The sequence below is a fragment of the uncultured Cloacibacillus sp. genome (genome assembly GCF_963926575.1).
GTDB lineage: Bacteria > Synergistota > Synergistia > Synergistales > Synergistaceae > Caccocola > Caccocola faecigallinarum.
In genome coordinates, this window is record NZ_CAWUXW010000001.1 from 90,823 (window position 1) to 113,727 (window position 22,905).

The window sequence follows — 22,905 nt, forward strand, 5'->3', positions numbered from 1 at the left end:
TCTATTCCGTCTCTATATGCTCGCCGGCCGTGAAGAGCCTGTAGTAGTGGCCGTGAAGCGCGAGCAGCTCGTCGTGCGTGCCCGACTCGGTTATCACTCCGTCGCGCAGCACGAATATCCTGTCGGCGTCGCGTATCGTCGAAAGGCGGTGCGCGATGATGATCGCGGTGCGCCCTTCCATAGCGTTGCGCATCGCCTCCTGCACCTGCTGTTCGACGAGCGCGTCGAGCGACGAGGTCGCCTCGTCCATTATCAGTATGCGCGGGTCGCGCACGACGGCGCGCGCAATCGCGACGCGCTGGCGCTGTCCGCCCGAGAGCGTCACGCCGCGCTCGCCGACCTCGGTGTCGAAACCTTTCGGCAGCGTCGCGATGAAATCGTAAATGCCCGCAATCTTCGCCGCGCGCACAAGGTCGTCGCGCGTCGCGCCCTTGAAGCCGTAGCTGATGTTGTAGGCGAGCGTCCCCTTCATGAGCACGGGGTCCTGCGGCACGACGCCTATCTGGCGGCGATAGGACTTCAGCTCGAGGTCGCGCAGGTCGATGCCGTCGATTTTTATCGCGCCCCACTGCGGGTCGTAGAAGCGCATGACGAGGTCCGCTATCGTGGACTTACCCGCGCCGGTCGGGCCGACGATGGCGATCTTCTCGCCGGGCTTTATCTCGAAGTTGATGTCCTTGAGCACAGGCTTCGACTCGTCGTAGCTGAAGCGCACGTCCTCGAATACGACGCGCCCCTCCATTTTCGGATGCGTTATCGGATTTTCGGCGAGCGGCACTTCGTTAGCCTCGTCGAGAATTTCAAAGACGCGGTCCGCCGAGGCGACGCCCTGCTGTATCGTGCTGACGACGCGGCTCAATACGCGCACCGGCTGCACGAGCAGGCCGACGTAGGTGCAGAAGGCTATGAGGCCGCCCGCGGTGAGCGAGCCCGCTATGACGCTGCGCCCGCCTATCCAGAGTATGAGCGCGAGCGCCGCGATGAGGATGACCTCGACGAAGCCCTCGAGGATGCCGCGCACCTGCGTGCCCTTCATGAGCGCCTTGAAGTGGAGATTGCTCTCTTCTTCGAATCTCTTATATTCCTCTTCCTCCGTCGCGAAGGAGCGCACTATCTTGATGGACGAGAGAGCCTCCTGCGCAATCGCCGCGACCATAGCGAGCCGCTCCTGTATCACGGAGCCGACACGCCGCAGCTTCGAGGCCGCCTTGTCGATGACGAGCACGGCGACGGGGATTATCGTGAAGGTCGCGAGCGTCAGCTTCCAGTTGAGGAAGAGCAGCAGCCCGATTATTCCGAAGAAGGTGACGCCCTGCACGACGAGGTCGACTATGACGTTCCCCAAAATGTTCTGGAGCGTCGCGACGTCGTTCGTGATGCGCGAGAGGAATTCGCCCGAGCGCTTCTTGTAGAGCGTGAGCAGCGAGAGCCGCTGCGTGTGATCGTAGAGCTCGAGCCTTATGTCGATGACAACCTTCTGCCCGACCCACGTCATCAGGTAGAGATTCGCGTAGGCGAAGACGGCCTTGAGTATATAGAGCACGACGACGCCGACGCAGAGGATGTTGAGCATGTAGAGCTTTTTCTGAATCAGCACGTCGTCGACTACGTTCTTGATGAGCCACGGCGGGATGATGCCGAATATCGCGGAGAGCACCATGCAGCCAATCGCGTAGGCGAGCCGCTTCTTATACGGCAGGCAGTACTTGAGCAGGCGCACGTAGGACTGCCATTCCTCTTTCTTCGCTAAGTTGAGCATTACGCCGCCTCCCCCGCTATGCGCGAGCACCAGAAGTCGTAGACGCCCTCTTCGCCGAGCGTCGCGCGCGCGCGTTCCATGACCTCGCCGGTGCGCCCGCGCAGGCCGCCGCGGTCTTCAAGCCACGCGAGCGCCGCGTCGGTCAGGTTCGCGGCGGTCGCCTTCTCCTGCAGCAGCTCCGGGAACATCTCGCAGCCCGCGAGGATGTTCGCCATCGCGTAGTATTTAGTCTTTATGACGCAGCGCGCCACGAGCGCCGAGATGGGGTTGAGCCTGTAGGTGACGACCATGTAGCGGCGGCGCAGCAGCGCTTCGACCGTTATCGTGCCGCTCGCGCCGACGGCGCAGTCCGCGGTCTCCATGAGCGCGCCGCCCGGGCCGTCGTAGTGGCGGATGCCCTTTTCGGAGAAGCGGCGTATCATTTCGGCGCGCACCGTCGGGTTGAGGCCCGGCGCTACGGAGAAGACCGGCTGCCAGCCCATCGAGCCGAGCGCCGAGGCCGCCTCCTCCATGATCGGGAGCAGGGACTTTATCTCGCTTCCGCGGCTTCCGGGAAGGAAGGCAACGAGCTTCCCCGGCTCGTAGTCGACGCCGAGGTCCGGCGTCTCCGCGCGGTGGTTGTATTCCTCGAGAAGCGGATGCCCGCGCCACGCGCTCGCGCAGCCGCGCGAAAGCAGGTAATCGTGTTCAAATTTGAATAAAGGCAGACATTCGTCGACGTCGCGGCGAAGGTCGTTCGCGCGTCCGCTGCGCCACGCCCAGACCGTCGGCGGCGAGAGATAGAAAATTTTTCCGCGGTAGCCGCGCGCGCGCAGCTTCGCAATCAGCCGCATGTGGTAGTCCGGGCTGTCGCAGACGACGACGGCCTCGGGCGCGCGCTCGATTATGCGCTCCACCATCTCGCGGCGCAGCGCGAGTATCGAGGGTATCGCGGAGAACACTTCGGTGAGGCCGAGCAGTTGCAGCCGCTCGCCGTTCCATTCGGCGCGGACGCCAGCGTTTCTCGACTCGACGCCGCCCATGCCCCAGATGTCGCCGGAGTAGCCGCGCTCGCGCAGCTTCATGGCTAGGCGCGCCGTATAGTGGTCGCCCGACGCTTCGCCGGAGCTTATAAAGATCGACAAACTTCCACTCCTATGACGGCTATGCGCTCGCGTTCGGCGACGCGCGCAAATTCCTCGGGGTTCAGTATGAGCGTCCAGCCCGCGTGCAGCGCGAGGCAGGTGAGCTTCGCCTCCGCCATGTGCATCAGTGTGTCGGGGCCGACCGTCGGGATGTCGTAGCGTTCGTCCTGGTCGAGGCGCATCATCTTCGCGACGGTGCCGCCCTTGCAGAGCGAGCCGGCGCGAAGCAGCGTCGCGTCGGTCCCCTCCATCGCCTCGACGGCGATGACGGAGCGCTTGTGTACTATGACGGTCTGGCCGAACGAAAGCGGCACGACCTTTTTGCATATATCGAAGCCGTATTCCGCGTCGTCGAGCTCCTCGCGCGACGGCGCGCGGCCCGCGATGCGTCCCTTCCTCGCGAGGAGGTCGGGAATTATATCGCGGTAGCTCAGCACGCGGAAGCCCTGCTTTTCAAGGAAGTCCACTATCGCGCCGAGGATGGAGTGGTCGTCGCGGAAAACGAGGCTCGCGAGGAAGCGCTGCGTCGTGAGGTCGAAGAGCGACGGCTTGAAGACGAGCGTCTTCGACACCGTGCCGGCCATGATGATGTCTCTCACGCCGCGCTTCTTCATGTCGTTTATCGTAAAGCCGAAGTCCGGCTTCGTTATGTTCACGACGTCGAGCGCGTACTTCGACAGCTCGCCTATCTGCTCTCTTATCGAATAGACGACAGGCGGGGTTCCCTGGTCCGTCAGCCGGCTCGCGATGGCGACGGGAAGAAGTCCTTCACCGGCGACTAGGGCTATCTGGTTTTCCACAATCATACCTCCCGGGCGGTTCTGCGAAGGAGCGTTGCTCCTTTTAATATTTTCACGCCGAAACGGCGGCTGTGGCATCCGAAGACGAAAATGCCAATCCTACAACGCCTAAGTATAGCATAAAGCGCGCCTCCGCCGCTCGCGGAAGTTTGCCTAACCGAGCGCGACGTCGAGTGCCATCATGACGGCGAAGCCGACGAGGAAGCCCGTCGTCGCGAGATCGCCGTTGCCCGATGCCTGCGACTCCGGCACCGTCTCCTCGACGACGACGAAAATCATCGCGCCCGCCGCGAACGCGAGCGCGAAGGGCAGAACGGGCCGCGCGGCCCAGACGAGCAGAGCGCCGATGAACGCAAACACCGGCTCGACGATCGCGGAGAGCTGCCCGTAGAAGAAGGCGCGGGCGCGCGACAGCCCCTCGCGGCGCAGCGGCATCGAGACGGCGAGCCCTTCGGGGAAGTTCTGCAGCCCCATGCCGAGCGCGAGAGCGGCGGCTCCCGCGAACGTAGCCTCGGGCATCGCGCCCATCGCGCCGAAGGCGACGCCGACCGCGAGCCCTTCGGGAATGTTGTGCAGAGTGATGGCGAGCACGAGCAGCGTCGTGCGCCGCAGCGACGAGGGCGGGCCGTCGGGCGTCGTCTCCGCCATCGCGGGGTGCAGGTGCGGCATCGCCATGTCGAGCAGCCGCAGCGCCGCGCCTCCCGCGAGGAAGCCCGCGACGGGCGGAAGCCAGCCCGGATAGCCGAGCTCCTCTGAAATTTCTATCGCGGGCGCGAGCAGCGACCAGAAGCTCGCGGCGACCATGACGCCGCCAGCGAAGCCGAGCATCACGTCGAGCGTCTTCTGCCCCGGCCGCTTGGCGAGAAATACGCCGGACGCGCCGAGCGCCGTGAAGCCCCACGTGAAGAGCCCGGCTATGAGCGCGCGCAGCGGCGGCGAGAGTTCCATGAAAAATTCCATCCGATACCTCCGTTCGTCGAAAACGATTTTAATTATTATACCGCGCAGCGCGCGCCGCGCGAAGCGTGCGGAAAGAGCGCGGAACCGAGCCACGCGCCGCGGAGCGCCGAGACCGCCGCGGGGATGTCGTCCGACGGTATTCCCGCGAAGAAGAGCGCGACGCCGCCCTCCCAGCGCTCGACGGCCGCGCCAGCCTCCGCCGCGAGACGCGCCGCCGCCTCGGGCTCGGCGCATGGGATTACGGCGGCGGTGTAGCTTTCGAGAATCGTGAAATCCATATCGCCGAAGGCCGCGCGCAGCTCAGCGGCGAGCAGTCGGCTCTTGCGCAGGTAGATTTTGCGACAGCGGCGCAGATGGCGTTCGAGGCCGCCGCTTACGATATATTCCGCGAGCGCGAGCTGCTCCGCCTTGCCCGCCGTCGGGTCGTAGAGGCGCGCCGCGGCGGCGCAGCGCTCGGCGATGCGCGCGGGCAGCGCCATGTAGGCAATGCGCACGGAGGGCAGCAGCATCTGCGAAAAGCTGCCGATGTAGACGGCGTTGTCGGGCGCGAGCGCCTGCGCCGCGGGTATCGGACGCGCGCGCCAGCGCAGCTCGCCGTTGTAGTCGTCCTCGACGAGCAGGCGGCCCTCGCGCGCCCACGAGGCGAGCGCCTTGCGCCTCGCGTCCGCGCGCGCGAAGGACTCTGCCGGGCGCTTCGACGAAATTTCAAGAAACAGCTCCGCGCCTCCGCGCTCCGCGGCCTCGGGGCTCTCCGCGCGCGTCACGCTCCAGCCGCAGTCGCGCAGTATCCGCTCGCCCTGCTCGAAGCCCGGCGAAGCGACCGCGGCGCGCCCGGGCGTTCCGAGGGCGCGGCACAGGAGAAACAGAAGCTGCTGCGTGCCCGAGGCGACGACGACGTTCTCCGCCTCGCTCCTCACGCCGCGCGCGCGGTAGGCGTAGGCGGCGAGCGCGCGCCGCAGCTCCGGCTCGCCGCGAGGGTCGCCGCGCGTGATTATCTCGCCCCGACGCTTGAGCGCGGCGCGCACGCAGCGGCCCCACGCCTCGGCGTCCGCGGCCTCCGCGTCTATCGAGCCGCTGCGGAAGTCGAAACGCGGCGGCGCTTCCTCCACCTCGCGGCGAGCGCGAAGATTTCCCGCCGCAGGCTCGCCGCGCGCGACGAAGCAGCCGCTCTTCGGCACGCTCTCGATTTTCCCCTCGACCGTGAGACGCGCATAGGCGTTCTCGACCGGCGAACGGCTCACGGAGAGCGCGGCGGCCAGCTCGCGCACAGACGGCAGCCTCGCGCCCGCGGCGAGCGCCCCGCTCTCCGCCGCCTCCGCGAGCGCGCGGTAGATCTGCTCCCACACGGGAGTTTTTGAATTTTTGTCGAGCTCTATAAAATCTGTGACCATCGCTCCGCTCCAATCTGTCATTCTAAAATTCTCAATATCTGGCCATTGAAGCAATGACAACTATATTCTATAACAATGGCGCACGGCCGTGGAACCTCCACGAAAGGAACATGAACGATGACGGAACAGGAAAACAGAGTGAAGCTCAACAGGGACCTCGCGCGTATGCTGCGCGGCGGCGTGATTATGGACGTGACTACGCCGGAGCAGGCGCGCATAGCCGAGAAGGCGGGAGCCTGCGCGGTCATGGCGCTCGAGCGCGTGCCGGCCGACATACGCGCCGCGGGCGGCGTCGCGCGCATGAGCGACCCGCGGATGATTAAGGAAATCCAGCGCGCCGTTAGCATCCCCGTCATGGCGAAGTGCCGCATCGGCCACATCACGGAGGCGCGCATACTCGAGGCGCTCGACATAGACTACATAGACGAGAGCGAAGTGCTCTCCCCCGCCGACGACGTTTACCACATAGACAAACGGCAGTTCCGCGTCCCGTTCGTCTGCGGCGCGCGCAATTTGTCCGAGGCGCTGCGCCGCGTCGAGGAGGGCGCCGCGATGATACGCACGAAGGGCGAGCCGGGGACGGGCGACGTGGTGCAGGCAGTGCGCCACATGCGCGCCGTGCGCGCGGAGATTGCGCGCGTGCTCTCGCTGCGCGACGACGAGGTTTTCGAGGCGGCGAAGGAGATGCAGGTCCCCGCGGCGCGGCTCTTCGAACTGCGCGAGCTCGGCGGCCTTCCCGTCGTGAACTTCGCGGCGGGCGGCGTCGCGACTCCCGCGGACGCGGCGCTGATGATGACGCTCGGAGCGGAGGGCGTCTTCGTCGGCAGCGGCATCTTCAAATCGGGCGACCCCGCGAAGCGCGCCGCCGCAATCGTCAAGGCCGTGACGAATTACCAAAATCCGGAAATCCTCGCTGAGGTCTCCGAGGACCTCGGCGAAGCGATGGTCGGGACGAACGCGGACGAAATAGCCCTGCTTATGGCGGAGCGCGGAAAATGAGCGGCGCGCTCACAGTCGGCGTGCTCGCCGTGCAGGGGGCCTTCGCGGAGCACCGCGATGCGCTTCTGCGCGCGGGCGCGAATCCGCGCGAAATCCGCGGGCCGCGCGAGCTCGACGACATCGACGCGCTGATACTGCCCGGCGGCGAGAGCACGGCGCAGGGGCGGCTCATGCGCGAGCTCGGATTATTCGAGCCGGTCGCCGCGATGATAGGCGGCGGCCTGCCGGTATTTGGAACATGCGCGGGGATGATACTGCTCGCGAAAAATATCGAGAACGACGCGCGCCGCCATTTCGCCGCGATGGATATAACGGTGCGGCGCAACGGCTACGGGCGGCAGCTCGCGAGCTTCGTGACGCGCGGGCGCTTCGCGCAGTACGAGGACATCGAGATGGTCTTCATCCGCGCGCCCTACATCACGGCGGCGGGGCCGGACGTCGAGGTTCTCGCCGAAATCGACGGGCGCGCCGTCGCAGCACGCGAGGGACGCATGCTCGCCGCGGCCTTCCACCCCGAGATGACGCCGGACCTGCGCGTGCTCGAATATTTCCTCGCTATGGCGCGCGCCTGAAACCTCCGCGCCGCGCTATAATTTAAGCGCACGGCATCAAATCAAAGGAGGAATATCCCGCATGGACGAAGTCTACAAATTTCTGAAAGAGAACCCGATTTTCTACGTCGCGACGATGGACGGAGACCAGCCGCGCGTGAGGCCCTTCGGCGTCGTCGCGCTCTTCGAGGGCAGGCTCTACCTCCAGACCGGCAACGTGAAGCCCGTCTTCAAGCAGATGACGGCGAACCCGAAGATAGAGCTCTGCACGATGGGCAAGGACGGGACCTCGTGGCTGCGCGTCGCCGCAGAAGTGGTGCTCGACCCGCGCGTCGAAGCGCGCCGCCATATGCTCGAAGAGAACCCGACGCTGCGCCGCCTCTACTCCGAGGACGACGGTGTCGGCGAGGTGCTCTGGCTCAAGAACGCGACGGCGACCTTCTATTCGTTCGAGGGCGAGCCGCGCGTCGTGAAGTTCTAGCGAAATTTTCCAGACGGCACGAAAAGAGGGCGGAAGCGCGAAGCTCCCGCCCTCTTTTTATAATTTTGCGCCGCGCGCCTAGCCCAGGATTTTTTTCAAATCTTCTTCGGGCGTCGAGACGGGCGCGATGTTGTAATGCTCGACGAGGAAGTTCAGCACGTTCGGCGATACGAAGGCCGGGAGCGTCGGGCCGAGCAGTATGTTCTTTATGCCGAGGTGCAGCAGCGTGAGCAGGATGCAGACGGCCTTCTGCTCGTACCACGAAAGCACCAGCGACAGCGGCAGCTCGTTGACCGTGCAGCCGAAGGCCTCCGCGAGCGCCGTCGCGACCTTTATCGCGCTGTAGGCGTCGTTGCACTGCCCCATGTCCATTATGCGCGGGAAGCCGCCCGCCTCGCCGAGGTCGATGTCGTTGAAGCGGTACTTGCCGCAGGCGAGCGTCAGCACAATCGTGTCCGCGGGCGTCAGCCTCACGAAGTCGGTGTAGTAGTTGCGTCCCGTCTTCGCGCCGTCGCAGCCGCCGACGAGGAAGAAATGGCGTATCGCGCCGCTCTTGACCGCCTCGACTATGCGTCCGGCCTCCGCGAGCACAGCGCCGTGGCCGAAACCTGTCGTCGCCGCCATGCCGCCGTTGATTCCTGTAAACCTGCGTCTCTCCGGCCAGCCGCCGAGTTCGAGCGCCTTTTCGATGACCGGCGTGAAATCCTTGTCCTCGCCGACGTGCGCCGCGCCGGGGAACGACACTACCTCCGTCGTGAAGACGCGGTCCGCGTACGAAGGCTTGGGCGGCATCAGGCAGTTCGTAGTGAAGAGTACCGGCGCTGGGATTGCGTCGAACTCCTTCTGCTGGTTCTGCCACGCAGTGCCGAAGTTGCCCTTGAGGTGCGGATATTTTTTCAGCTCCGGGTAGGCGTGCGCGGGGAGCATCTCGCCGTGCGTGTAGACGTTGACGCCGCGGCCCGCAGTCTGTTCGAGCAGCAGCCTGAGGTCGCGCAGGTCGTGGCCCGTCACGACGATGAAGGGCCCCGGCTCTACTGTGAAGCTGACGCGCGTGGGCTGCGGCGTGCCGAAGCTCTCGGTGTTCGCGCGGTCGAGCAGCTCCATGCAGCGCAGGTTGACTTCGCCGGTCTTGAGGACGAGCGGCAGAAGTTCGTCCATCGTGTCGGACTTCGCAAGCGCCGCGAGAGCTTCGAAGAAGAAGCCGTCCACCTCCGCGTCGCGGTAGCCGAGCACCGCGGCGTGATACGCGTAGGCCGCCATGCCGCGCAGGCCGAAGAGTATCAGCGACTTGAGCGAGCGTATGTCCTCGTCCGCCTCCCAGATTTTCCTGACGTCGTAGGCCGGCGCTTCGTCTCCGAGCTTTTTACGCGCCTCACGCACACGCGCCGCGAGCTCCGCGACGGTCGCGCTGTTGAAGTTCACGTTCGTCACCGTCGTGAAGAGCCCTTCGAGCATCAGCCGCGCGCCGCACTCCGGCGCTTTGCCGCCCGCCGCGCAGGCGAACGAAATCAGCTCGCCCGTCAGACCGTCCTGAAGCTCCGCGGTATCCGCGGGCTTCCCGCATACTCCCATATTGCCCATGCAGCCGCGGCATCCCGCCGTCTGCTCGCACTGAAAACAAAACATTTTTCTTTCCATGATATAACCCCTCCGTTGTTCCGCGCTCTCGCGCCTAGTCCAGAATTTCCCCGTCGACCGCCACGGTGACCACCTGCCACGGCAGGAACTTGCCGCTCGCCATCAACGCGCGCTTCACCGCGTCCTCTATGCCGCCGCAGCACGGGACCTCCATGCGCACGACGGTCACGTCCTTTATGTCGTTGTTCCTGATTATCTCCGTCAGCTTCTCCGCGTAGTCCACGCCGTCGAGCTTCGGGCAGCCGACGAGCGTCACGCGCCCCTTGATGAAGCGCTCGTGGAAATCGGCGCGCGCGAAAGCCGTGCAGTCCGCCGCGACGAGCAGCTTCGCCCCGTCGAAGTACGGCGCGCGCACCGGCGCGAGCTTTATCTGCACGGGCCACTGCGACAGGCGCGACGCAGCGGCGCTCCCGCGCGGCGCGGAAACCTCCGCGGCTTCGCGCTTCAGCTCGCGCGAGTATGTGCCGGGGCATCCGCACGGCAGCTTCCCCTCCGCGGCGCGCTTCGCCGCGACGTTCGCCTCCGCCGCGGCCTTGTTGTATGGCGCGGCCTCGCGCTCGACGAAGCTTATCGCTCCCGTCGGGCAGGCCGGCAGACAGTCGCCCAAGCCGTCGCAGTAGTCGTCGCGCATAAGCCGCGCCTTGCCGTCCACCATTGCGATGGCTCCCTCGTGGCAGGCGTTCGCGCACGCGCCGCAGCCGTTGCATTTTTCTTCGTCTATCTGAATTATCCTTCTTTTCAAAGCTTATTCCTCCTCCGCGGCGCTCCGCGCCGCTTTCGTCGTTTTCATCGCTCTTCCTTGATTCAACGGGTTAAGCATAATACAATGGACTGGGAAAGTATGTCGCAAATACAACGGACGGCGGATAATGATGAGAAAATATCTCGACGTGATAAAAAGCTCGCGGCTCTTCCGCGACATAGACGACGGCGAAATAGAGGCGATGCTAGCCTGCCTCTCCGTCTCCTCGCGCGAGTACGCGAAGAACGAATTCATCCTGCGCGCCGGAGAACGCTCGAGCTCCATCGGTCTCGTGCTCGCCGGCGCAGTCCACATAATCAAGGAAGATTTTCTCGGCAACCGCAACATCATCGCGGAGGCGCAGCCCGGAGAAATATTCGCTGAAAGCTACGCCTGCGTCCCCGGCGCGCCGCTCGGCGTCAGCGCCGCGGCGGCGGAGCGCAGCGAGGTGATGTTCATGGACGTGAGCCGCGTGCTCACAGTCTGCGGCTCGGCCTGCGCCTTCCACGCGCGGCTCATGCGCAACCTGCTCGCCGTGCTCGCGGAGAAAAACCTACAATTCAGCGAAAAGCTCACCTACATGACGCAGCGCTCCACGCGGCAGAAGCTTCTCGCATATTTATCGGCCGAGTCGCTGCGCCGCGGCGCGCGCGAATTCGAGATACCGTTCAACCGCCAGCAGCTAGCGGACTACCTCTCGGTGGATCGCAGCGCGCTCTCGGGCGAACTCTCGAAGCTGCGCGGCGAAGGGCTGCTCGACTACCGCAAGAACAAATTTACGCTCGCGCCGGGAACGGGCGGCGGCGAGTAAACGTCCGCACCGTTGTATAATTTCAGCGGACGGAGGTAAGGCTATGTATTCGACCGAAAAGACGGAACAATGGTTCGCGCGCTACGTCGACTCCTTCCGCGTCGGCGGCGCGCTTGAAAATATGCAGGAGCTGAAGCGGAAGCACAGCCGGCGCGTCTGCGCCATCGCCTGCGCGATAGCGGAGTCGCTTGAATGGAACGAAGAGCACGACGCGTGGCTCGCCCACGCAATAGGGCTGCTGCACGACACGGCGCGCTTCGAACAGTACCGCGACTACAAGACCTTCGCCGACGCCGCGAGCTTCGACCACGGCGACAGAGGCGCGGAAATCCTGGCGCGCGGGTTCGAATGGGAGGGCATAGAGGACGGCGACAAGGAGAAGCTGCTCGCCGCGGTGAAACACCACAACAAGATAGAGATACCGCCCTCGACGCCGCTCGCGCAGTACCGCTGGTGCGCGCTCGCGCGCGACGCCGACAAGATAGACGTATTCCGCATGGTGCAGAGCCGCATCGACAACGGCACGATATACGACATGCTGCCGCGCCACAAGAGAGTCACGGGCCTCACGCCGGCGCTCGTCGAAGAGGTGCGCGCGACGGGCCGCGGCTCGTACCTCAACGCGCGCTCGCTCCAGGACTACCGCCTCATCCAGCTCACGTGGGGGCTCGACCTAAACTTCCCCGTCTCCGCCGCGACCCTGCGCGCCGAGGGCATCTTCGACAGAATCGCCGAAGATTTGAAGGAATACGGCATCGGCGACGTGGTCGGCGCGCTCATGGAGAAGATAGAAAAAATCTGAACGGCGCGGAGCAGCGGCAGGTTATATAATTTTGTAAAAAGGAGATGAGCGCGGCGATGGCTGAAAAATTGTCGATAGAGCAGATACGCGGACGTCTGACGCCGGTCTTTGAGAAGTACGGCGTGCGCCGCGCCGTGCTCTTCGGCTCTTACGCGAAGGGGACGGCCACAGCGAAGAGCGACGTCGACCTCTTCGTCGACAGCGGCCTGCGCGGGCTGAAATTCACCGGCTTCCTCTACGACATAGAGCGCGCCGCCGGAGTGAGGACCGACGTCCTAGACGCCGCGGACGTGACGCCGCGTTCTGCGGTAGAGCGCGAGATAAGGGACACGGGCATCGTCATCTATGCGAAATAAGACAATCACGGAGAAAATAATCCGTCGCGCCGATAAGATACTTGCATACTGTCACGGTATGAGCTATGAAAAATTTGCAGCCGATTCTATGCTGACCGAGGCGTGCGTCTTCAACCTCAGCCAGATAGGCGAGCTCGCGAATCAGCTTGACGATGATTTTACGCTCACCCACGCGGAAATACCGTGGCGCAGCCTCTACGGACTGCGCAACCGCATCGTCCATGACTACGACGGCGTCAACATGAACTTGATATGGACGATAATTACAGAAGACCTTGAACCGCTGCGCCGCGAGCTTCAAAAAATTTTAGAAGAACTCTAACGCACAAAAAATCCCGCCCTTGCGGGCGGGACGTTTTTTTGTTTTCTCTCGCTTACTGCGCTTCGAACATTTCCTTGCCGACTCCGCAGACGGGGCAGACCCATCCGTCGGGGATGTCTTCAAAGGCAGTGCCGGCGGCGATGCCGGAATCGGGATCGCCTATTTCGGGGTCGTAGACGTAACCGCAGACTGTGCAGACATACTTCTTCATGCGACTTTCTCTCCTTTTCTTGGCTTCTTAGGTAATGCCAAATCCCTTGCGTCCATTATAGCACGCTGAAATTATTTTGAAACGACAAAGAGCTCCTGCGCGAGGCCGGCGGTGAGCCGCTCGGCTCCGTCCGCAGTGACAAGGTAGTCGTCCTCGAGCCTCATGCCGCGCGAGCCCTCGAAGTAAAGGCCGGGCTCTACCGTCACGACGTCGCCCGCGGCGAGAATGTCGTCGCGGCGCAGCGAAAGCACGGGGCATTCGTGGACTTCGAGGCCGAAGCTGTGGCCGAGGCTGTGCGTGAAGAACTCTTCTACACCCTCGGCGGCGAAGACGGCCGCCGCGGCTTCGTGCATCGCGCAGCCCGAGGCTCCGGCTTTCAGCCCCGCGGCCCCGGCTTCGTGCGCGCGTTTGACGAGCGCGTGAAGCGCGAGCGCTTCGTCGCCCGGCGCGCCTATCGAAAAGTTGCGCGTGATGTCGCACATATATCCGTTCCAGCGCGCGCCGAAGTCGACCGTGACGCACTCGCCGCGCTCCATCGGCTTGGCGGTCGCGCGCCCGTGGGGCATCGCGCCGCGCGCGCCCGAGGCGACGATCATATCGAAGCCCGCGCCGCCGCCCGCCGCGCTTATGCGGTAGTTGAGCAGCGACTCAAATTCCTTCTCCGTCATGCCGGGGCGGACCGCGTCGAGCGTTTCGAGGAAGGCGCGCGCGCCTATCTCCGCGGCCTTCTTTATGCAGGAGATTTCTTCCGCGTCTTTTTTGCGGCGCAGCTTCTCCATCACAGCGCCGCCGTCGCGCCAGCGTCCGAGGCCGTCCGCGAGGCGAAGCCAGTTTTCGTGCGAGGTCTTGCGCGCCTCGCACAGAATTTCCTCCGCGCCGTGAGCGCGCAGGCTTGCGCGAACGTCTTCGGCGAGGCTTTCTTCCTGCTCCGTGACTTTGTAGGGAGACTGGGCGCGCCCCGCCTCGGCGTAGCGCCCGTCGAGGATGAGCTCCGGCTCCGCGTTGTCGTATATGATTATCGCTCCCGCCGTGCCGCGGAAGCCGCTGAGGTAGAATAGGCTCTCCCAGTTGGAGTCCTCGTCGTTGAGCGCGACGTATGCCTGCGCGCCGCATTTGCGCATCTCCTCGCGCAGCCGCGCCGCGCGGCTCAAAATATATTCCGCGCTCATTCTTTGCCCATCTTCAGCAGACGCCAGAGCTCTTCCGCAGGCTCGGGAAGTTTTTCCGTGAGCGGGCCGCCCATGCGCCCCGCGACGACTGAGTCGAAGCCTGCGGCTCGGAGCGAAGCCTGCGCCTCCTCGGCCTTGTCCGCGGGAACGACGGCGAGCAGGCTGCCCGAGGCTATGAGCTTGAGCGGGTCGAAGCCGAGATGCTCCGCCGCGCGTTTCGTGAGCGGATGCACGGGCAGGGAGTCGCGCCGGAGTTCCGCGCGCCGCCCGCAGAGCTGGGAGATTTCGTCAAGTCCGCCGAGGAATCCGCCCTCGGTCGGGTCGTGCATGAATTTCGCGTAGCGGCGCACGGCGCGCGACTCGGCGAGCACTGAGGTCATGTCGGCCCACGATACGATTTCCGCGATTTCTTCCTCGCTCATAAACGGCTCAAGAAGCTCAGGCCTGTCGAGAGCCAGTATCGACATCCCCTCGATGCCGATGTGCTTCGTAACGATAAGCAGGTCGCCCTCCGAGATGTCCGTCGCGCGCATGACTTTGTCGGCCGTGCCGATGAGCGCGCCCATGATGACGGGACGGTCGTAGCGGTCGTTGAACTCCGTATGTCCGCCGGCGACTGCGATGCCCTGGGCTTTGCATTCTTCGTCTATTTCGCTCATTATGCGGCGGGCGCCCTCTTCTCCGAACCTCGGCGGCAGTATGAGCGTGACCGCGAGGTACGCGGGATCGCCGCCTTTCGACGCGATGTCGTTTGAATTTATTCTGACGAGGAGTTTTCCCGCGCCGCTGTCCGCGCCGACTATCGGGTCTGACGAGAAGACGAGATATTTTCCGTCGGGCCAGCGTATGACCGAAGCGTCCTCGCCGACACCGGGGCCGATGAGGACTTCCGGGCGGCGCGCGCCTACGTACGAGAGCACGCTACGCTTGAGCGCCTCCGGCGGCAGCTTGCCGGCGGGGAGCTTATGTTCTTCCGCCATTTTTATTTCACCTCTGTGACGGGCGCATTTCTCATTGAGAATATGCAGCCGCAGTAATTCTGTCTGTATAGTCCGAGCCGTCTGCTCTCGGCGACCGAGCGCTTGAAGCCGTCGCGCTTGCGCCAGACGCGCTCCACCCACTCGACGCCGCGGCGCGCCGCGGCCTCCGCGCCTATCGCGTTGATGAGCGCGGCGTCCTTGTGCGGGCTTATCGTGAGCGTCGTGCAGAGATGCGTGAAGCCGTTCGCCGCTGCATACTCCGCCGCGGCCTCGAGCTGCACGCGGAAGCAGACGGCGCAGCGCGCGCCGCGTTCCGGCTCGTCCTCAAGGCCGCGCGTCGCGGCGAACCATTCGTCCGTCTCGTATGCGGGGACGACGAGCTCGCCGCGCGTCTCGGACGCGAGGATACGCACCGCTTCGAGCCTGCGCTCGTACTCCTCCGCCGGGTGGATGTTCCCGCCGTAGAAGTACCCCGCCGTCTCGTATTCCTCCGAGATGAGCTCGGGCCACGGAATCGTCGCGTCGGGCGCGCAGCAGATGTGAAGCAGCAGCCGCTTCTTAGTCAACGGACTCCGGCTCTTCTTTATGTTCCGTTTCGCCGTTCTCAGGCGCTTCCGCGCTTTCCGGCTCCGCCGCGCACTCTTCGCCCGCGGGCGCGGCTTCTGGCTGCGGCTCGGCGTTTTCCTCCGGCTCTTCGAGCTCGGGGAGCGGCAGGGTTTTCACGCCGAAGATGAGGTAGCCCGTGTGGCCTATCATCATGTCCTCGGGGCGTATGCGGTTCGGCTCGGTCTTGAAGTAGCGCAGCATTATCTCGACGACCTGAACGTCGGCGAAGTTGAATTCCTGCAGCGCGCGCAGCGTCTCGGATATCTGGTTCGTCGTCGGCACGAGGATGCCGAGATGGCAGCCGGGCGCGAGCGCCTCGTACGCCTTGTCGATATACTCCCACGGCGCGGGCACGTCGAGGAAGACGGCGTCGGCGTCGCGCTCCTTGAAGCCCTCGTCGAGCGAGCGCACGTTGAATTCTATGCGGTGCGCGACGCCCCACTTCTCGGCGTTCTTTTTGGCGAGCGCGGAGAATTCCTCGCGGCGGTCGTATGTGCATACCTTGCCCGTGTCGCCGACGAAGTGCGCGAAGGTGCAGCAGAGGCTGCCCGAGCCCGTGCCGCATTCGACGACGGTGCAGCCCGGGAAGATGTTCAGGTGCTCGATGATGAAGCCCGCTTCCTTCGGGAATACTATCTGCGTCTGGCGTTTTATGCGGCGCGTGAACTCGCCGAGCGTCGGGCGCAGGAGATAGTAGACCTGCCCCTTCGGCGTGCGGATGCCCTCGCCGTAATTATGCTCCATAATTTCGGAATGCTTTATCTGTCCGAAGTGCGTCCCCTGCGACTGTCCCGGCTGGACCTTGATGAGGAAGCTGTCGCCCTTTTTCGGATTCCAGATAAAAACTAAGTCGCCCTCTTTAATCATTGAGAAGTTCCTTCGCCGCAGCCGCGATGCCCTCGGCGCAGAGGCCCATGTCGGCGAGCACTTCCTTGTTCGGGCCGGAGAAGCCGTAGCGCGTCACGCCGAGGTTCTTAATCTTGACGGCCTTGCCTGCGCGCGCGAAGGCGAGCGCTGCTATCGCGCCGATGCCGGTGTCCGCGTGATGGTCCTCGGCGGTGAGCAGCGGTGTCGAGCCGACGAGCTCGAATAATTTTTCGGCGTCCATCGTAAGCGGCGTCGCGCAGTGCAGCACCTTCGCGCTTATGCCTTCCTTCGCGAGAGCCTCGGCGGCTTCGACCGCGCGGCCAGCGAGGTGGCCCATCGTGAGTATCGTCACGTCCTTGCCGTCGCGCAGCACGTCGATCGCGCCGTCGCGAAATTCGTAATCTCCGCCGAAGAAGGGCGCGCCGTCCTCCTTGAGCACGACGGGCAGCACGCTGCGGCCCATCGCGAGGCAGACGTTGCCGGGCTGCGTCAGCATCCAGCGCGTCGCCCTGTCGGTCTGGTTCGGGTCGGCTGGCACGACGACGCGCCAGCCGAAGGTGTTGCGGAAGAGGCCGACGTAGTCGATGCACTGGTGAGTCATGCCGTCCTCGCCGACGTCGAGGCCGCTGTGCGTGAGCACCGTCTTGATTCCGGCGCGGTTGACGTCGTTGAGCCTCTGCTGGTTGTAGACCTCGTCGCTTGCGAATACGCCGAAGTCCGCCCATACGGCGACGACGCCGGCCGACGAGGCCGCGCCCGCAGCCGTGGCGGTCGTGTGCTCCTGTATGCCCGCCTCTATGAATTCGTCGGGGCAGACCTTCGCGAAGCCGTCCACCTTGACGGAGCCCGCGAGGTCGCAGTCGAAGACGATGATGGGCGTCGCGCCGGCCTTGCCGTGGTTGAGCTCGCCGACCTCCGCGAGCGCCTTGCCGAAGGCTCCGCGGTTGTCTTTCTTATCTTCCTTCGTGTAGGTGTGCGGCGTGCCGGGGTCGAGCTGCGCGGCCTCGTGCTTTACGCTGCGGCCCTTCGGCAGCAGACCTTTGCGAGCTTCGAGCACCGACTCGAAGAGCGCCATGTCGCCGCCGAGCTCTTTGAGCGCCTCTTCGAGCTTGTCGCCCGACGCGGGCTTTCCGTGGTAGTCGGGGATGTTCTCCATGAAGGAGACGCCCTTGCCCATCGTCGTATGGCAGAGGACGACCGCCGGCGTGTCGGAGGCCGCGGCTTCCTTCAGCGCCTTGTAGAGCTCCGCGTAGTCGTGGCCGCAGCACTCGATCACCTTCCAGCCGTCGGCGGCCCAGAGCGCGGGGATGTCTACCGGCATGACCTCTTCGAGCCGTCCGCTGATCTGTATGTCGTTCCAGTCGACTATCGCCGTGAGGCTCGCGAGCTTTTCCTTGACGGCTATGCGGCGCGCCTCGGCGACCTGTCCCTTGACCTGCTCGCCGTCGCCCATGACGACCCACGTGCGCGCCTTTGAGCCGCGAGCGCGCGCCGCGAGCGCAAAGCCGACGCCCGCCGAGAGCCCCTGCCCGAGGTTGCCCGTCCCCCAGTCCACGCCGGGGACGTCGCGCTCTACGTGGCCCTGGTACGGGCTGCCGGTGCGGCGGAAGTTCGCCGCCATCTCCTTCGCGTCGAAGAAGCCGTACTCCGCGAGCGCCGCGTAGAAGCCCGCGGAGGTGTGTCCGTGGCTCACGACGATGCGGTCGCGCTCCGGCGAGTCCGCAAGCTCTGGCGAAACGTTTGCGGCGCCGAGCAGCGTCATATATATATCCATCGAAGACAGCGCGCCGGCCGGATGGCCGCTCTTAGCCGCCGACGTCGCGACGACGGCCCACATGCGCGCGCGCCGCGCCGCCTCCGCAAGCTTCGCGGCTCCCTCCGCGCTTATGCCCTCGGCCCGGAAATTGCGTATCTCTTCAGCGATGTTCATTTTATAAACTCCTCTCCCCGTCGCGGGAATTGTGTGAAGACACTTGACTTTTATTCTACTACCAAACGCGCGCGGTGTGGGAAAATTTTTCTTCGCGCCGCGCGCACGCGCGTGTTGACAAAGGCGCGCGCCGGTGCTCTAATAGGCTCAGGCAAGCGGGGGAGCCCGGACGACGGGCTGAGAGGAAGCGCGAAGCTTCGACCCTTGAACCTGACGCGGGTAATGCCGCCGTAGGAAGATTTGGCTGAGACAGTCTTTTGGCGGGGAGCGTCCGTGCAGGCGCTCCCCGCTTATTTTTTGCGAAAGAGAGTGAACGCTATGGCTTACGCAACGCAGATGGAGGCGGCGAGAAATTCCGTAATCACGAAAGAGATGGAGGCCGCCGCGGCGAAGGAGGGAATCGCGCCCGCGGAGCTCATGCGCCAGATGGCGGAGGGGCGCGCGATAATCCCGTGCAACAAGCTGCACAAGAGCATATCGCCGAGCGCGGTCGGCGCGGCGCTCAAGACAAAGATAAACGTGAACCTCGGCACCTCGCGCGACATGACGGACATGGAGATGGAGTTCGCGAAGGTCAAGAGCGCCGTCGACATGGGCGCGGAGGCGATAATGGACCTCAGCTCCTTCGGCGACACGCGCAAATTCCGCCGCTACCTCACGGAGAACTGTCCCGCGATGATCGGCACGGTGCCGATATATGACGCGGTCGTCTACTACCACAAGCCGCTTGCGCAGATAACGACGGACGAATGGATAGACATCGTGCGTATGCACGCGGAGGACGGCGTCGACTTCATGACGATACACTGCGGCCTCAACCGCGACAACGCGGCGAAGTTCAAGCGCAACAAGCGCCTCACGAACATCGTCTCGCGCGGCGGCTCGATAATGTTCGCGTGGATGGAGATGACGGGGAAGGAAAATCCCTTCTTCGAGCGCTTCGACGAAATTCTTGAAATCTGCCGCGAGTACGACGTGACGCTGAGCCTCGGCGACGCCTGCCGCCCCGGCTGCATCGCCGACGCGACCGACGCGCCGCAGATAGGCGAGCTCATCACGCTCGGCGAGCTGACGAAGCGCGCGTGGGCGCGCGACGTGCAGATTATGATAGAAGGCCCCGGCCACATGCCGCTCAACCAGATAGCGGCGAACATGGAAATTGAAAAGACGCTCTGCCACGGCGCGCCCTTCTACGTGCTCGGCCCCATCGTCACCGACGTCGCGCCCGGCTACGACCACATCACCTCGGCGATAGGCGGCGCGATAGCGGCGTCGCACGGCGCGGCCTTCCTCTGCTATGTGACGCCCGCGGAGCATCTGCGGCTGCCCGACGTCGACGACGTTAAGGAAGGAATAATCGCGGCGCGCATCGCGGCGCACGCGGCGGACATCGCGAAGGGCGTCCCCGGCGCGGCCGAATGGGACTATAAAATGAGCGAAGCGCGCAAGCGCCTCGACTGGAACAAAATGTTCGAACTCGCGATGGACCAGGAGAAGGCGCGCCGCTACCGCGCCGAGTCGAAGCCCGAGAAGGAAGACACCTGCAGCATGTGCGGCAACTTCTGCGCGGTGAAGAACACGAACCGCATCCTCGACGGCGACGCGCTATCTCAGAGTCGACGAATAACGGCGCGTGCACAAAACGCGCGAAGATGAAAAAAATTGCTCCCGCCTCGCGCGGGAGCTTTTTTGTGCGTTTATGCCGGCGGCGCAAGCTCGCCGCGCTTTCGTGAGTTTCACGCGCCGCGCATAACGCGCTGGGAGTTTCGCGCGCGCCGCGAAGTTTTTGTAAATTTGCGGCGCGGCGCTCGGCGCATGGACGCGCGAATTTTTTATTTCTTCTTCGCGTTCGCCAGATACCACGGGAACTTCTCCGCCATGCCCGGGCGGCGCGGGATTCCCTTCGGCGTCGGCGCGACCTTGTCCCATACGCGACGCAGCGCTCCATGTCCTCGAGCGCGTAGCTCACGAGCCGCGGCTCGGAGAGGGCCGAGCGACTTCCATTTTCCGGCCGCGGGCGCGAGCTCCTCGGCGGCCTTCGGCCCTTGAAGGCGAGCAGACGTCCGCCGCGCTTCACGAAGGGGCGTCAGATATTCCGCGAGCACGCCCGCGGAGCAGACGGCGCGCGCCGCCGCCGCGTCGAACTTCTCCGCCTGCTTTTTCGCGTAGTCCTCGGAGCGCGAGCAGACGACGGAGACGTTGGCGAGCCCCATCGCCGCGGCTATCTTGTCGACGAGCGCGCACTTGCGCGTGATGCTGTCGAGCAGCGTCACGCGCAGCCCGGGGCGGCAGACGGCCCAGACGATTCCCGGAAGGCCGCCGCCGGTGCCGACGTCTATGACCGCACCGCGCTCGGGCAGCAGCGGCACCGCGGAGGCGCAGTCGGCGACGTGCGCGCGCCAGAGCGTCTCTTCGTCGGACGGCCCCGTGAGCCGCGCGAGCTCGTTCGCCTTGACGAGCAGCGAGACGTAGCGCCGCAGCCGCTCCTCGTTCTCCTCAAGGATTTTTTTTATCTCCGCCGCGTTTATGCTTTCGCCCATGCGCGCGCCTCCTTCGTATTTTTCAAAACGCATATTCTCTAAGAACGACGCCATTGTATAATAATAGCACGACCGGCAGCGATGGGAGGCTGATTCATGGACACTTTTTGAAAAAGGCTCGAAGACTAAGAACGGCAAGCTGAGCGTGATAGAGCTCAGCGGCACGTGCGCGAGATGGGGCGCCAGTACGGCGCGCTGATGGCGGACGAGCTGCGCGACATTACGAGCGCGGCGTCAAGCGGCTGACCGGCGCGGCCGAGAACGCGGAGGAGCTCGCGCTGACCGCGGCGAAGTTCTTCGCGAACTATCCTTATAAATTCAAGTCGCTGATGCGCGGCATGAGCGAGACGTCGGGGCTTACGCTCGACGAGCTCAAGTCGGTTGAACGCGATAGAGGTCATCGCGGCGCAGTCGCTCGCGCCGCAGCAGTGTTCGGGCATCGCGGTCTGGGGAGACTACTCCGACGGCCGCTCGTCTATGGGCGCAACTACGACTATCTGCCGTGGTTCCGCGAGCTCGACGACGACCTCGTGCTCGCCTGCTTCCACCCGGCGACGGCTCTCTCTCAGTCGCTACGCTCGGCTACGCTGGCGAGATATACGCCGTGAACGGCATGAACGAGAAGGGAATCTTCCTCGAGCTCAACAACGGCATGCCCTCTGGCGGCGCGCTCTGGTACGACAGCCGCGTGCCCGCGGTCGTCGAGCTTTTCAGCTTCCTGCTCGAAGCCTCGACGCTCGACGAAATAGAGAGCTTCTTCAAGACGACGAAGGCGAACTTCGCCTATATCGTCGGCGTCGCTGACGGACAGACGGCGAGGTGCTTCGAGTGGCCCGTCTTCGAGGTCAAGCGCCGCGAGTCGCACTCGCGCCTCGGCCTCACGGTGCTGACGAACCACTTCACGGAGTTCTCGTGGGGGCTTCCGCGCCCCGACGACAAACGCTTCTGGATGACGCGCACGCGCCGCCAGAATCTGCTGACGCTCGCGAAGCACTTCAAGGGCTCGATAAACGATAAAGTAATGAAGGACATCATGGACACGCGCATCGAGGACCTCGGCGCGACGACGGACATGACGGTCTACCAGCTCGTCGTCGTGCCCGAGCGCTACGAGCTGTGGTTCAAGCTCCCAGGCGTGCAGGACTGGAGCCTGATCGACATGCGCGCGCTGCTGAAGCCGCGCGAGGAGTAAATCATGGGACAGTATTACGTCGTCTTCGACTGCGGCACTATGGGGACGAAGACGGCGATCTATTCGCTCGACGCGACGCGCGTCGCCGAGGCCTACCGCGAGAATAAAATTTCATATCCGAAGCCCGGCTGGGCCGAGATGGACGCGAACGGCTTCGTCGAGAACGTGCGCGAGGGCGTGCGCGAGTGCATCTCGAAGTCGGGCGTCAACCCCGCCGAGATACGCGCGATAACGGCGAGCGGAATAATCTGCGGCATCGTCGGCATCGACGAGGAGTGGCGGCCCGTCACCCCGTTCGTCTCCTACCTCGACAACCGCGCCGCGGGCGAGGCGGCCTACGTTCGCGCTCACGCGAAGCCCGTGTGGGTCAAGGAAAGCGCGAACGCAATCGTCGACGAGTTCATGCCGCCGCTCATCCTTCGCTGGTTCCTCAACCACTACGAGGGCTTCCGCGAGAAGGCCGTCAAGGTCGTCAACAACGGCCCGTTCGTCCTCGGCACGCTCGCTGGGCTGCGCGCGGACGAGGCGTTCCTCGACTGGGCGACTATGTCCGGCTGGCTCATCGGCTACGACGCGCGCGAGCGCCGGTGGTCGCGACGCCAGATGGACGAGCTCGGCATACCGATGGAGATTCTGCCCGAGATCGTGAAGCCGTGGCATATCGTCGGCTTCCT

General features: G+C 64.3%; 24 protein-coding genes, 1 pseudogene and 1 riboswitch. Of the genes and pseudogenes, 10 read left to right on the forward strand and 15 right to left on the reverse strand.

Annotated elements, in window-relative coordinates:
• Position 1: 1 nt before the first annotated feature.
• The 5 genes from ABGT66_RS00435 to ABGT66_RS00455 form a co-directional block, all read right to left on the reverse strand.
• Entirely contained in the window at positions 2-1,759 is a 1,758-nt protein-coding gene (locus ABGT66_RS00435; RefSeq protein WP_303147676.1) for an ABC transporter ATP-binding protein, read from the reverse strand.
• Positions 1,759-2,883: a lipid-A-disaccharide synthase gene (locus ABGT66_RS00440; protein WP_346688113.1), complete on the reverse strand. Its 1,125-nt coding sequence runs from the start codon at positions 2,881-2,883 to the stop codon at positions 1,759-1,761. The genes ABGT66_RS00435 and ABGT66_RS00440 overlap by 1 nt, the downstream gene beginning before the upstream one ends.
• Entirely contained in the window at positions 2,868-3,689 is an 822-nt protein-coding gene (gene lpxI / locus ABGT66_RS00445; RefSeq protein WP_300264725.1) for a UDP-2,3-diacylglucosamine diphosphatase LpxI, read from the reverse strand. Before lpxI ends, ABGT66_RS00440 begins: the two co-directional genes overlap by 16 nt.
• Positions 3,690-3,836: 147 nt before the next feature.
• Positions 3,837-4,643 carry a ZIP family metal transporter gene (locus tag ABGT66_RS00450; RefSeq protein WP_346688114.1) on the reverse strand — a complete coding sequence of 269 codons (807 nt, stop codon included), beginning with the start codon at positions 4,641-4,643 and terminating at the stop codon, positions 3,837-3,839.
• Between the two features lie 35 nt (positions 4,644-4,678).
• A complete protein-coding gene (locus ABGT66_RS00455) occupies positions 4,679-6,034 on the reverse strand; it encodes a PLP-dependent aminotransferase family protein (protein WP_346688115.1) in 1,356 nt (451 codons plus the stop codon).
• Positions 6,035-6,151: 117 nt separating this feature from the next.
• Here ABGT66_RS00455 and pdxS point away from each other — a divergent pair, with 117 nt between their 5' ends.
• The 3 genes from pdxS to ABGT66_RS00470 all read left to right on the forward strand — a co-directional run bounded on the left by pdxS (position 6,152) and on the right by ABGT66_RS00470 (position 8,065).
• Complete coding sequence (pdxS, locus tag ABGT66_RS00460) at positions 6,152-7,033, forward strand: pyridoxal 5'-phosphate synthase lyase subunit PdxS (protein ID WP_346688116.1); 882 nt, start codon at positions 6,152-6,154, stop codon at positions 7,031-7,033.
• On the forward strand, positions 7,030-7,605 hold the full coding sequence (pdxT, locus tag ABGT66_RS00465) for a pyridoxal 5'-phosphate synthase glutaminase subunit PdxT (protein WP_346688117.1): 576 nt from the start codon (positions 7,030-7,032) through the stop codon (positions 7,603-7,605). The genes pdxS and pdxT overlap by 4 nt, the downstream gene beginning before the upstream one ends.
• Positions 7,606-7,666: 61 nt before the next feature.
• Positions 7,667-8,065 (forward strand): pyridoxamine 5'-phosphate oxidase family protein, encoded by a 399-nt coding sequence (locus tag ABGT66_RS00470; RefSeq protein ID WP_346688118.1) that lies wholly within the window; start codon positions 7,667-7,669, stop codon positions 8,063-8,065.
• A gap of 78 nt (positions 8,066-8,143) precedes the next feature.
• Here ABGT66_RS00470 and hcp read toward each other — a convergent pair whose 3' ends face one another.
• Entirely contained in the window at positions 8,144-9,703 is a 1,560-nt protein-coding gene (gene hcp, locus ABGT66_RS00475; protein WP_346688119.1) for a hydroxylamine reductase, read from the reverse strand.
• 34 nt (positions 9,704-9,737) lie between these two features.
• On the reverse strand, positions 9,738-10,445 hold the full coding sequence (locus tag ABGT66_RS00480; RefSeq protein ID WP_346688120.1) for a 4Fe-4S binding protein: 708 nt from the start codon (positions 10,443-10,445) through the stop codon (positions 9,738-9,740).
• A 127-nt stretch (positions 10,446-10,572) separates the two neighbouring features.
• Here ABGT66_RS00480 and ABGT66_RS00485 point away from each other — a divergent pair, with 127 nt between their 5' ends.
• The 4 genes from ABGT66_RS00485 to ABGT66_RS00500 are packed head-to-tail and all read left to right on the forward strand — an operon-like array spanning position 10,573 to position 12,736.
• On the forward strand, positions 10,573-11,256 hold the full coding sequence (locus ABGT66_RS00485; RefSeq protein WP_346688121.1) for a Crp/Fnr family transcriptional regulator: 684 nt from the start codon (positions 10,573-10,575) through the stop codon (positions 11,254-11,256).
• Between the two features lie 43 nt (positions 11,257-11,299).
• A complete protein-coding gene (locus ABGT66_RS00490; protein WP_346688122.1) occupies positions 11,300-12,058 on the forward strand; it encodes an HD domain-containing protein in 759 nt (252 codons plus the stop codon).
• 56 nt (positions 12,059-12,114) lie between these two features.
• The gene (locus tag ABGT66_RS00495) at positions 12,115-12,414 is read left to right on the forward strand and encodes a nucleotidyltransferase domain-containing protein (RefSeq protein ID WP_294193104.1); all 300 of its coding nucleotides are present in this window, start codon (positions 12,115-12,117) and stop codon (positions 12,412-12,414) included.
• Entirely contained in the window at positions 12,404-12,736 is a 333-nt protein-coding gene (locus ABGT66_RS00500) for a HepT-like ribonuclease domain-containing protein (protein WP_346688123.1), read from the forward strand. Before ABGT66_RS00495 ends, ABGT66_RS00500 begins: the two co-directional genes overlap by 11 nt.
• Before the next feature lie 52 nt (positions 12,737-12,788).
• Here ABGT66_RS00500 and rd read toward each other — a convergent pair whose 3' ends face one another.
• The 6 genes from rd to ABGT66_RS00530 all read right to left on the reverse strand — a co-directional run bounded on the left by rd (position 12,789) and on the right by ABGT66_RS00530 (position 18,499).
• The gene (gene rd / locus ABGT66_RS00505; RefSeq protein ID WP_087364619.1) at positions 12,789-12,947 is read right to left on the reverse strand and encodes a rubredoxin; all 159 of its coding nucleotides are present in this window, start codon (positions 12,945-12,947) and stop codon (positions 12,789-12,791) included.
• Positions 12,948-13,018: 71 nt separating this feature from the next.
• Positions 13,019-14,116 (reverse strand): Xaa-Pro peptidase family protein, encoded by a 1,098-nt coding sequence (locus ABGT66_RS00510; protein WP_346688124.1) that lies wholly within the window; start codon positions 14,114-14,116, stop codon positions 13,019-13,021.
• Positions 14,113-15,096 carry an AIR synthase family protein gene (locus ABGT66_RS00515; RefSeq protein WP_346688125.1) on the reverse strand — a complete coding sequence of 328 codons (984 nt, stop codon included), beginning with the start codon at positions 15,094-15,096 and terminating at the stop codon, positions 14,113-14,115. The genes ABGT66_RS00510 and ABGT66_RS00515 overlap by 4 nt, the downstream gene beginning before the upstream one ends.
• A 2-nt stretch (positions 15,097-15,098) precedes the next feature.
• Positions 15,099-15,662, reverse strand: coding sequence for an epoxyqueuosine reductase QueH (locus tag ABGT66_RS00520; protein WP_346688126.1), 564 nt, complete (start codon positions 15,660-15,662; stop codon positions 15,099-15,101).
• Positions 15,655-16,569 (reverse strand): tRNA (adenine-N1)-methyltransferase, encoded by a 915-nt coding sequence (locus ABGT66_RS00525; RefSeq protein WP_346688127.1) that lies wholly within the window; start codon positions 16,567-16,569, stop codon positions 15,655-15,657. The genes ABGT66_RS00520 and ABGT66_RS00525 overlap by 8 nt, the downstream gene beginning before the upstream one ends.
• Positions 16,562-18,499 (reverse strand): transketolase, encoded by a 1,938-nt coding sequence (locus ABGT66_RS00530; RefSeq protein ID WP_346688128.1) that lies wholly within the window; start codon positions 18,497-18,499, stop codon positions 16,562-16,564. Before ABGT66_RS00530 ends, ABGT66_RS00525 begins: the two co-directional genes overlap by 8 nt.
• 147 nt (positions 18,500-18,646) lie before the next feature.
• Positions 18,647-18,754: riboswitch (TPP riboswitch) on the forward strand.
• A gap of 63 nt (positions 18,755-18,817) precedes the next feature.
• On the opposite strand from ABGT66_RS00530, the gene thiC reads away from it, so the two are divergent.
• On the forward strand, positions 18,818-20,155 hold the full coding sequence (thiC, locus tag ABGT66_RS00535) for a phosphomethylpyrimidine synthase ThiC (protein ID WP_346688129.1): 1,338 nt from the start codon (positions 18,818-18,820) through the stop codon (positions 20,153-20,155).
• 176 nt (positions 20,156-20,331) lie between these two features.
• Here the strand turns inward: thiC and rsmG are convergent, their stop codons facing one another.
• Both rsmG and ABGT66_RS00545 read right to left on the reverse strand, forming a co-directional pair.
• Positions 20,332-21,039 (reverse strand): 16S rRNA (guanine(527)-N(7))-methyltransferase RsmG, encoded by a 708-nt coding sequence (rsmG, locus tag ABGT66_RS00540; RefSeq protein ID WP_346688130.1) that lies wholly within the window; start codon positions 21,037-21,039, stop codon positions 20,332-20,334.
• A 155-nt stretch (positions 21,040-21,194) separates the two neighbouring features.
• Complete coding sequence (locus ABGT66_RS00545; RefSeq protein WP_346688131.1) at positions 21,195-21,479, reverse strand: hypothetical protein; 285 nt, start codon at positions 21,477-21,479, stop codon at positions 21,195-21,197.
• A 173-nt stretch (positions 21,480-21,652) separates the two neighbouring features.
• On the opposite strand from ABGT66_RS00545, the gene ABGT66_RS00550 reads away from it, so the two are divergent.
• Positions 21,653-22,231: a hypothetical protein gene (locus ABGT66_RS00550; protein ID WP_346688132.1), complete on the forward strand. Its 579-nt coding sequence runs from the start codon at positions 21,653-21,655 to the stop codon at positions 22,229-22,231.
• A gap of 39 nt (positions 22,232-22,270) precedes the next feature.
• Positions 22,271-22,882, forward strand: a pseudogene (locus tag ABGT66_RS00555) (FGGY family carbohydrate kinase); the annotation flags it as partial.
• Between the last annotated feature and the right edge of the window lie 23 nt (positions 22,883-22,905).

Coding starts and splice junctions, on each gene's coding strand:
- thiC (WP_346688129.1), top strand. CDS start 18,818: ATGGCTTACGCAACGCAGATGGAGGCGGCGAGAAATTCCGTAATCACG.
- ABGT66_RS00435 (WP_303147676.1), bottom strand. CDS start 1,759: ATGCTCAACTTAGCGAAGAAAGAGGAATGGCAGTCCTACGTGCGCCTG.
- ABGT66_RS00550 (WP_346688132.1), top strand. CDS start 21,653: ATGAACGAGAAGGGAATCTTCCTCGAGCTCAACAACGGCATGCCCTCT.
- ABGT66_RS00495 (WP_294193104.1), top strand. CDS start 12,115: ATGGCTGAAAAATTGTCGATAGAGCAGATACGCGGACGTCTGACGCCG.
- pdxT (WP_346688117.1), top strand. CDS start 7,030: ATGAGCGGCGCGCTCACAGTCGGCGTGCTCGCCGTGCAGGGGGCCTTC.
- ABGT66_RS00525 (WP_346688127.1), bottom strand. CDS start 16,569: ATGATTAAAGAGGGCGACTTAGTTTTTATCTGGAATCCGAAAAAGGGC.
- ABGT66_RS00515 (WP_346688125.1), bottom strand. CDS start 15,096: ATGGCGGAAGAACATAAGCTCCCCGCCGGCAAGCTGCCGCCGGAGGCG.
- ABGT66_RS00455 (WP_346688115.1), bottom strand. CDS start 6,034: ATGGTCACAGATTTTATAGAGCTCGACAAAAATTCAAAAACTCCCGTG.
- ABGT66_RS00490 (WP_346688122.1), top strand. CDS start 11,300: ATGTATTCGACCGAAAAGACGGAACAATGGTTCGCGCGCTACGTCGAC.
- ABGT66_RS00485 (WP_346688121.1), top strand. CDS start 10,573: ATGATGAGAAAATATCTCGACGTGATAAAAAGCTCGCGGCTCTTCCGC.
- lpxI (WP_300264725.1), bottom strand. CDS start 3,689: ATGATTGTGGAAAACCAGATAGCCCTAGTCGCCGGTGAAGGACTTCTT.
- ABGT66_RS00545 (WP_346688131.1), bottom strand. CDS start 21,479: ATGCCCGAACACTGCTGCGGCGCGAGCGACTGCGCCGCGATGACCTCT.
- rd (WP_087364619.1), bottom strand. CDS start 12,947: ATGAAGAAGTATGTCTGCACAGTCTGCGGTTACGTCTACGACCCCGAA.
- ABGT66_RS00450 (WP_346688114.1), bottom strand. CDS start 4,643: ATGGAATTTTTCATGGAACTCTCGCCGCCGCTGCGCGCGCTCATAGCC.
- hcp (WP_346688119.1), bottom strand. CDS start 9,703: ATGGAAAGAAAAATGTTTTGTTTTCAGTGCGAGCAGACGGCGGGATGC.
- ABGT66_RS00470 (WP_346688118.1), top strand. CDS start 7,667: ATGGACGAAGTCTACAAATTTCTGAAAGAGAACCCGATTTTCTACGTC.
- ABGT66_RS00530 (WP_346688128.1), bottom strand. CDS start 18,499: ATGAACATCGCTGAAGAGATACGCAATTTCCGGGCCGAGGGCATAAGC.
- ABGT66_RS00500 (WP_346688123.1), top strand. CDS start 12,404: ATGCGAAATAAGACAATCACGGAGAAAATAATCCGTCGCGCCGATAAG.
- ABGT66_RS00510 (WP_346688124.1), bottom strand. CDS start 14,116: ATGAGCGCGGAATATATTTTGAGCCGCGCGGCGCGGCTGCGCGAGGAG.
- pdxS (WP_346688116.1), top strand. CDS start 6,152: ATGACGGAACAGGAAAACAGAGTGAAGCTCAACAGGGACCTCGCGCGT.
- rsmG (WP_346688130.1), bottom strand. CDS start 21,039: ATGGGCGAAAGCATAAACGCGGCGGAGATAAAAAAAATCCTTGAGGAG.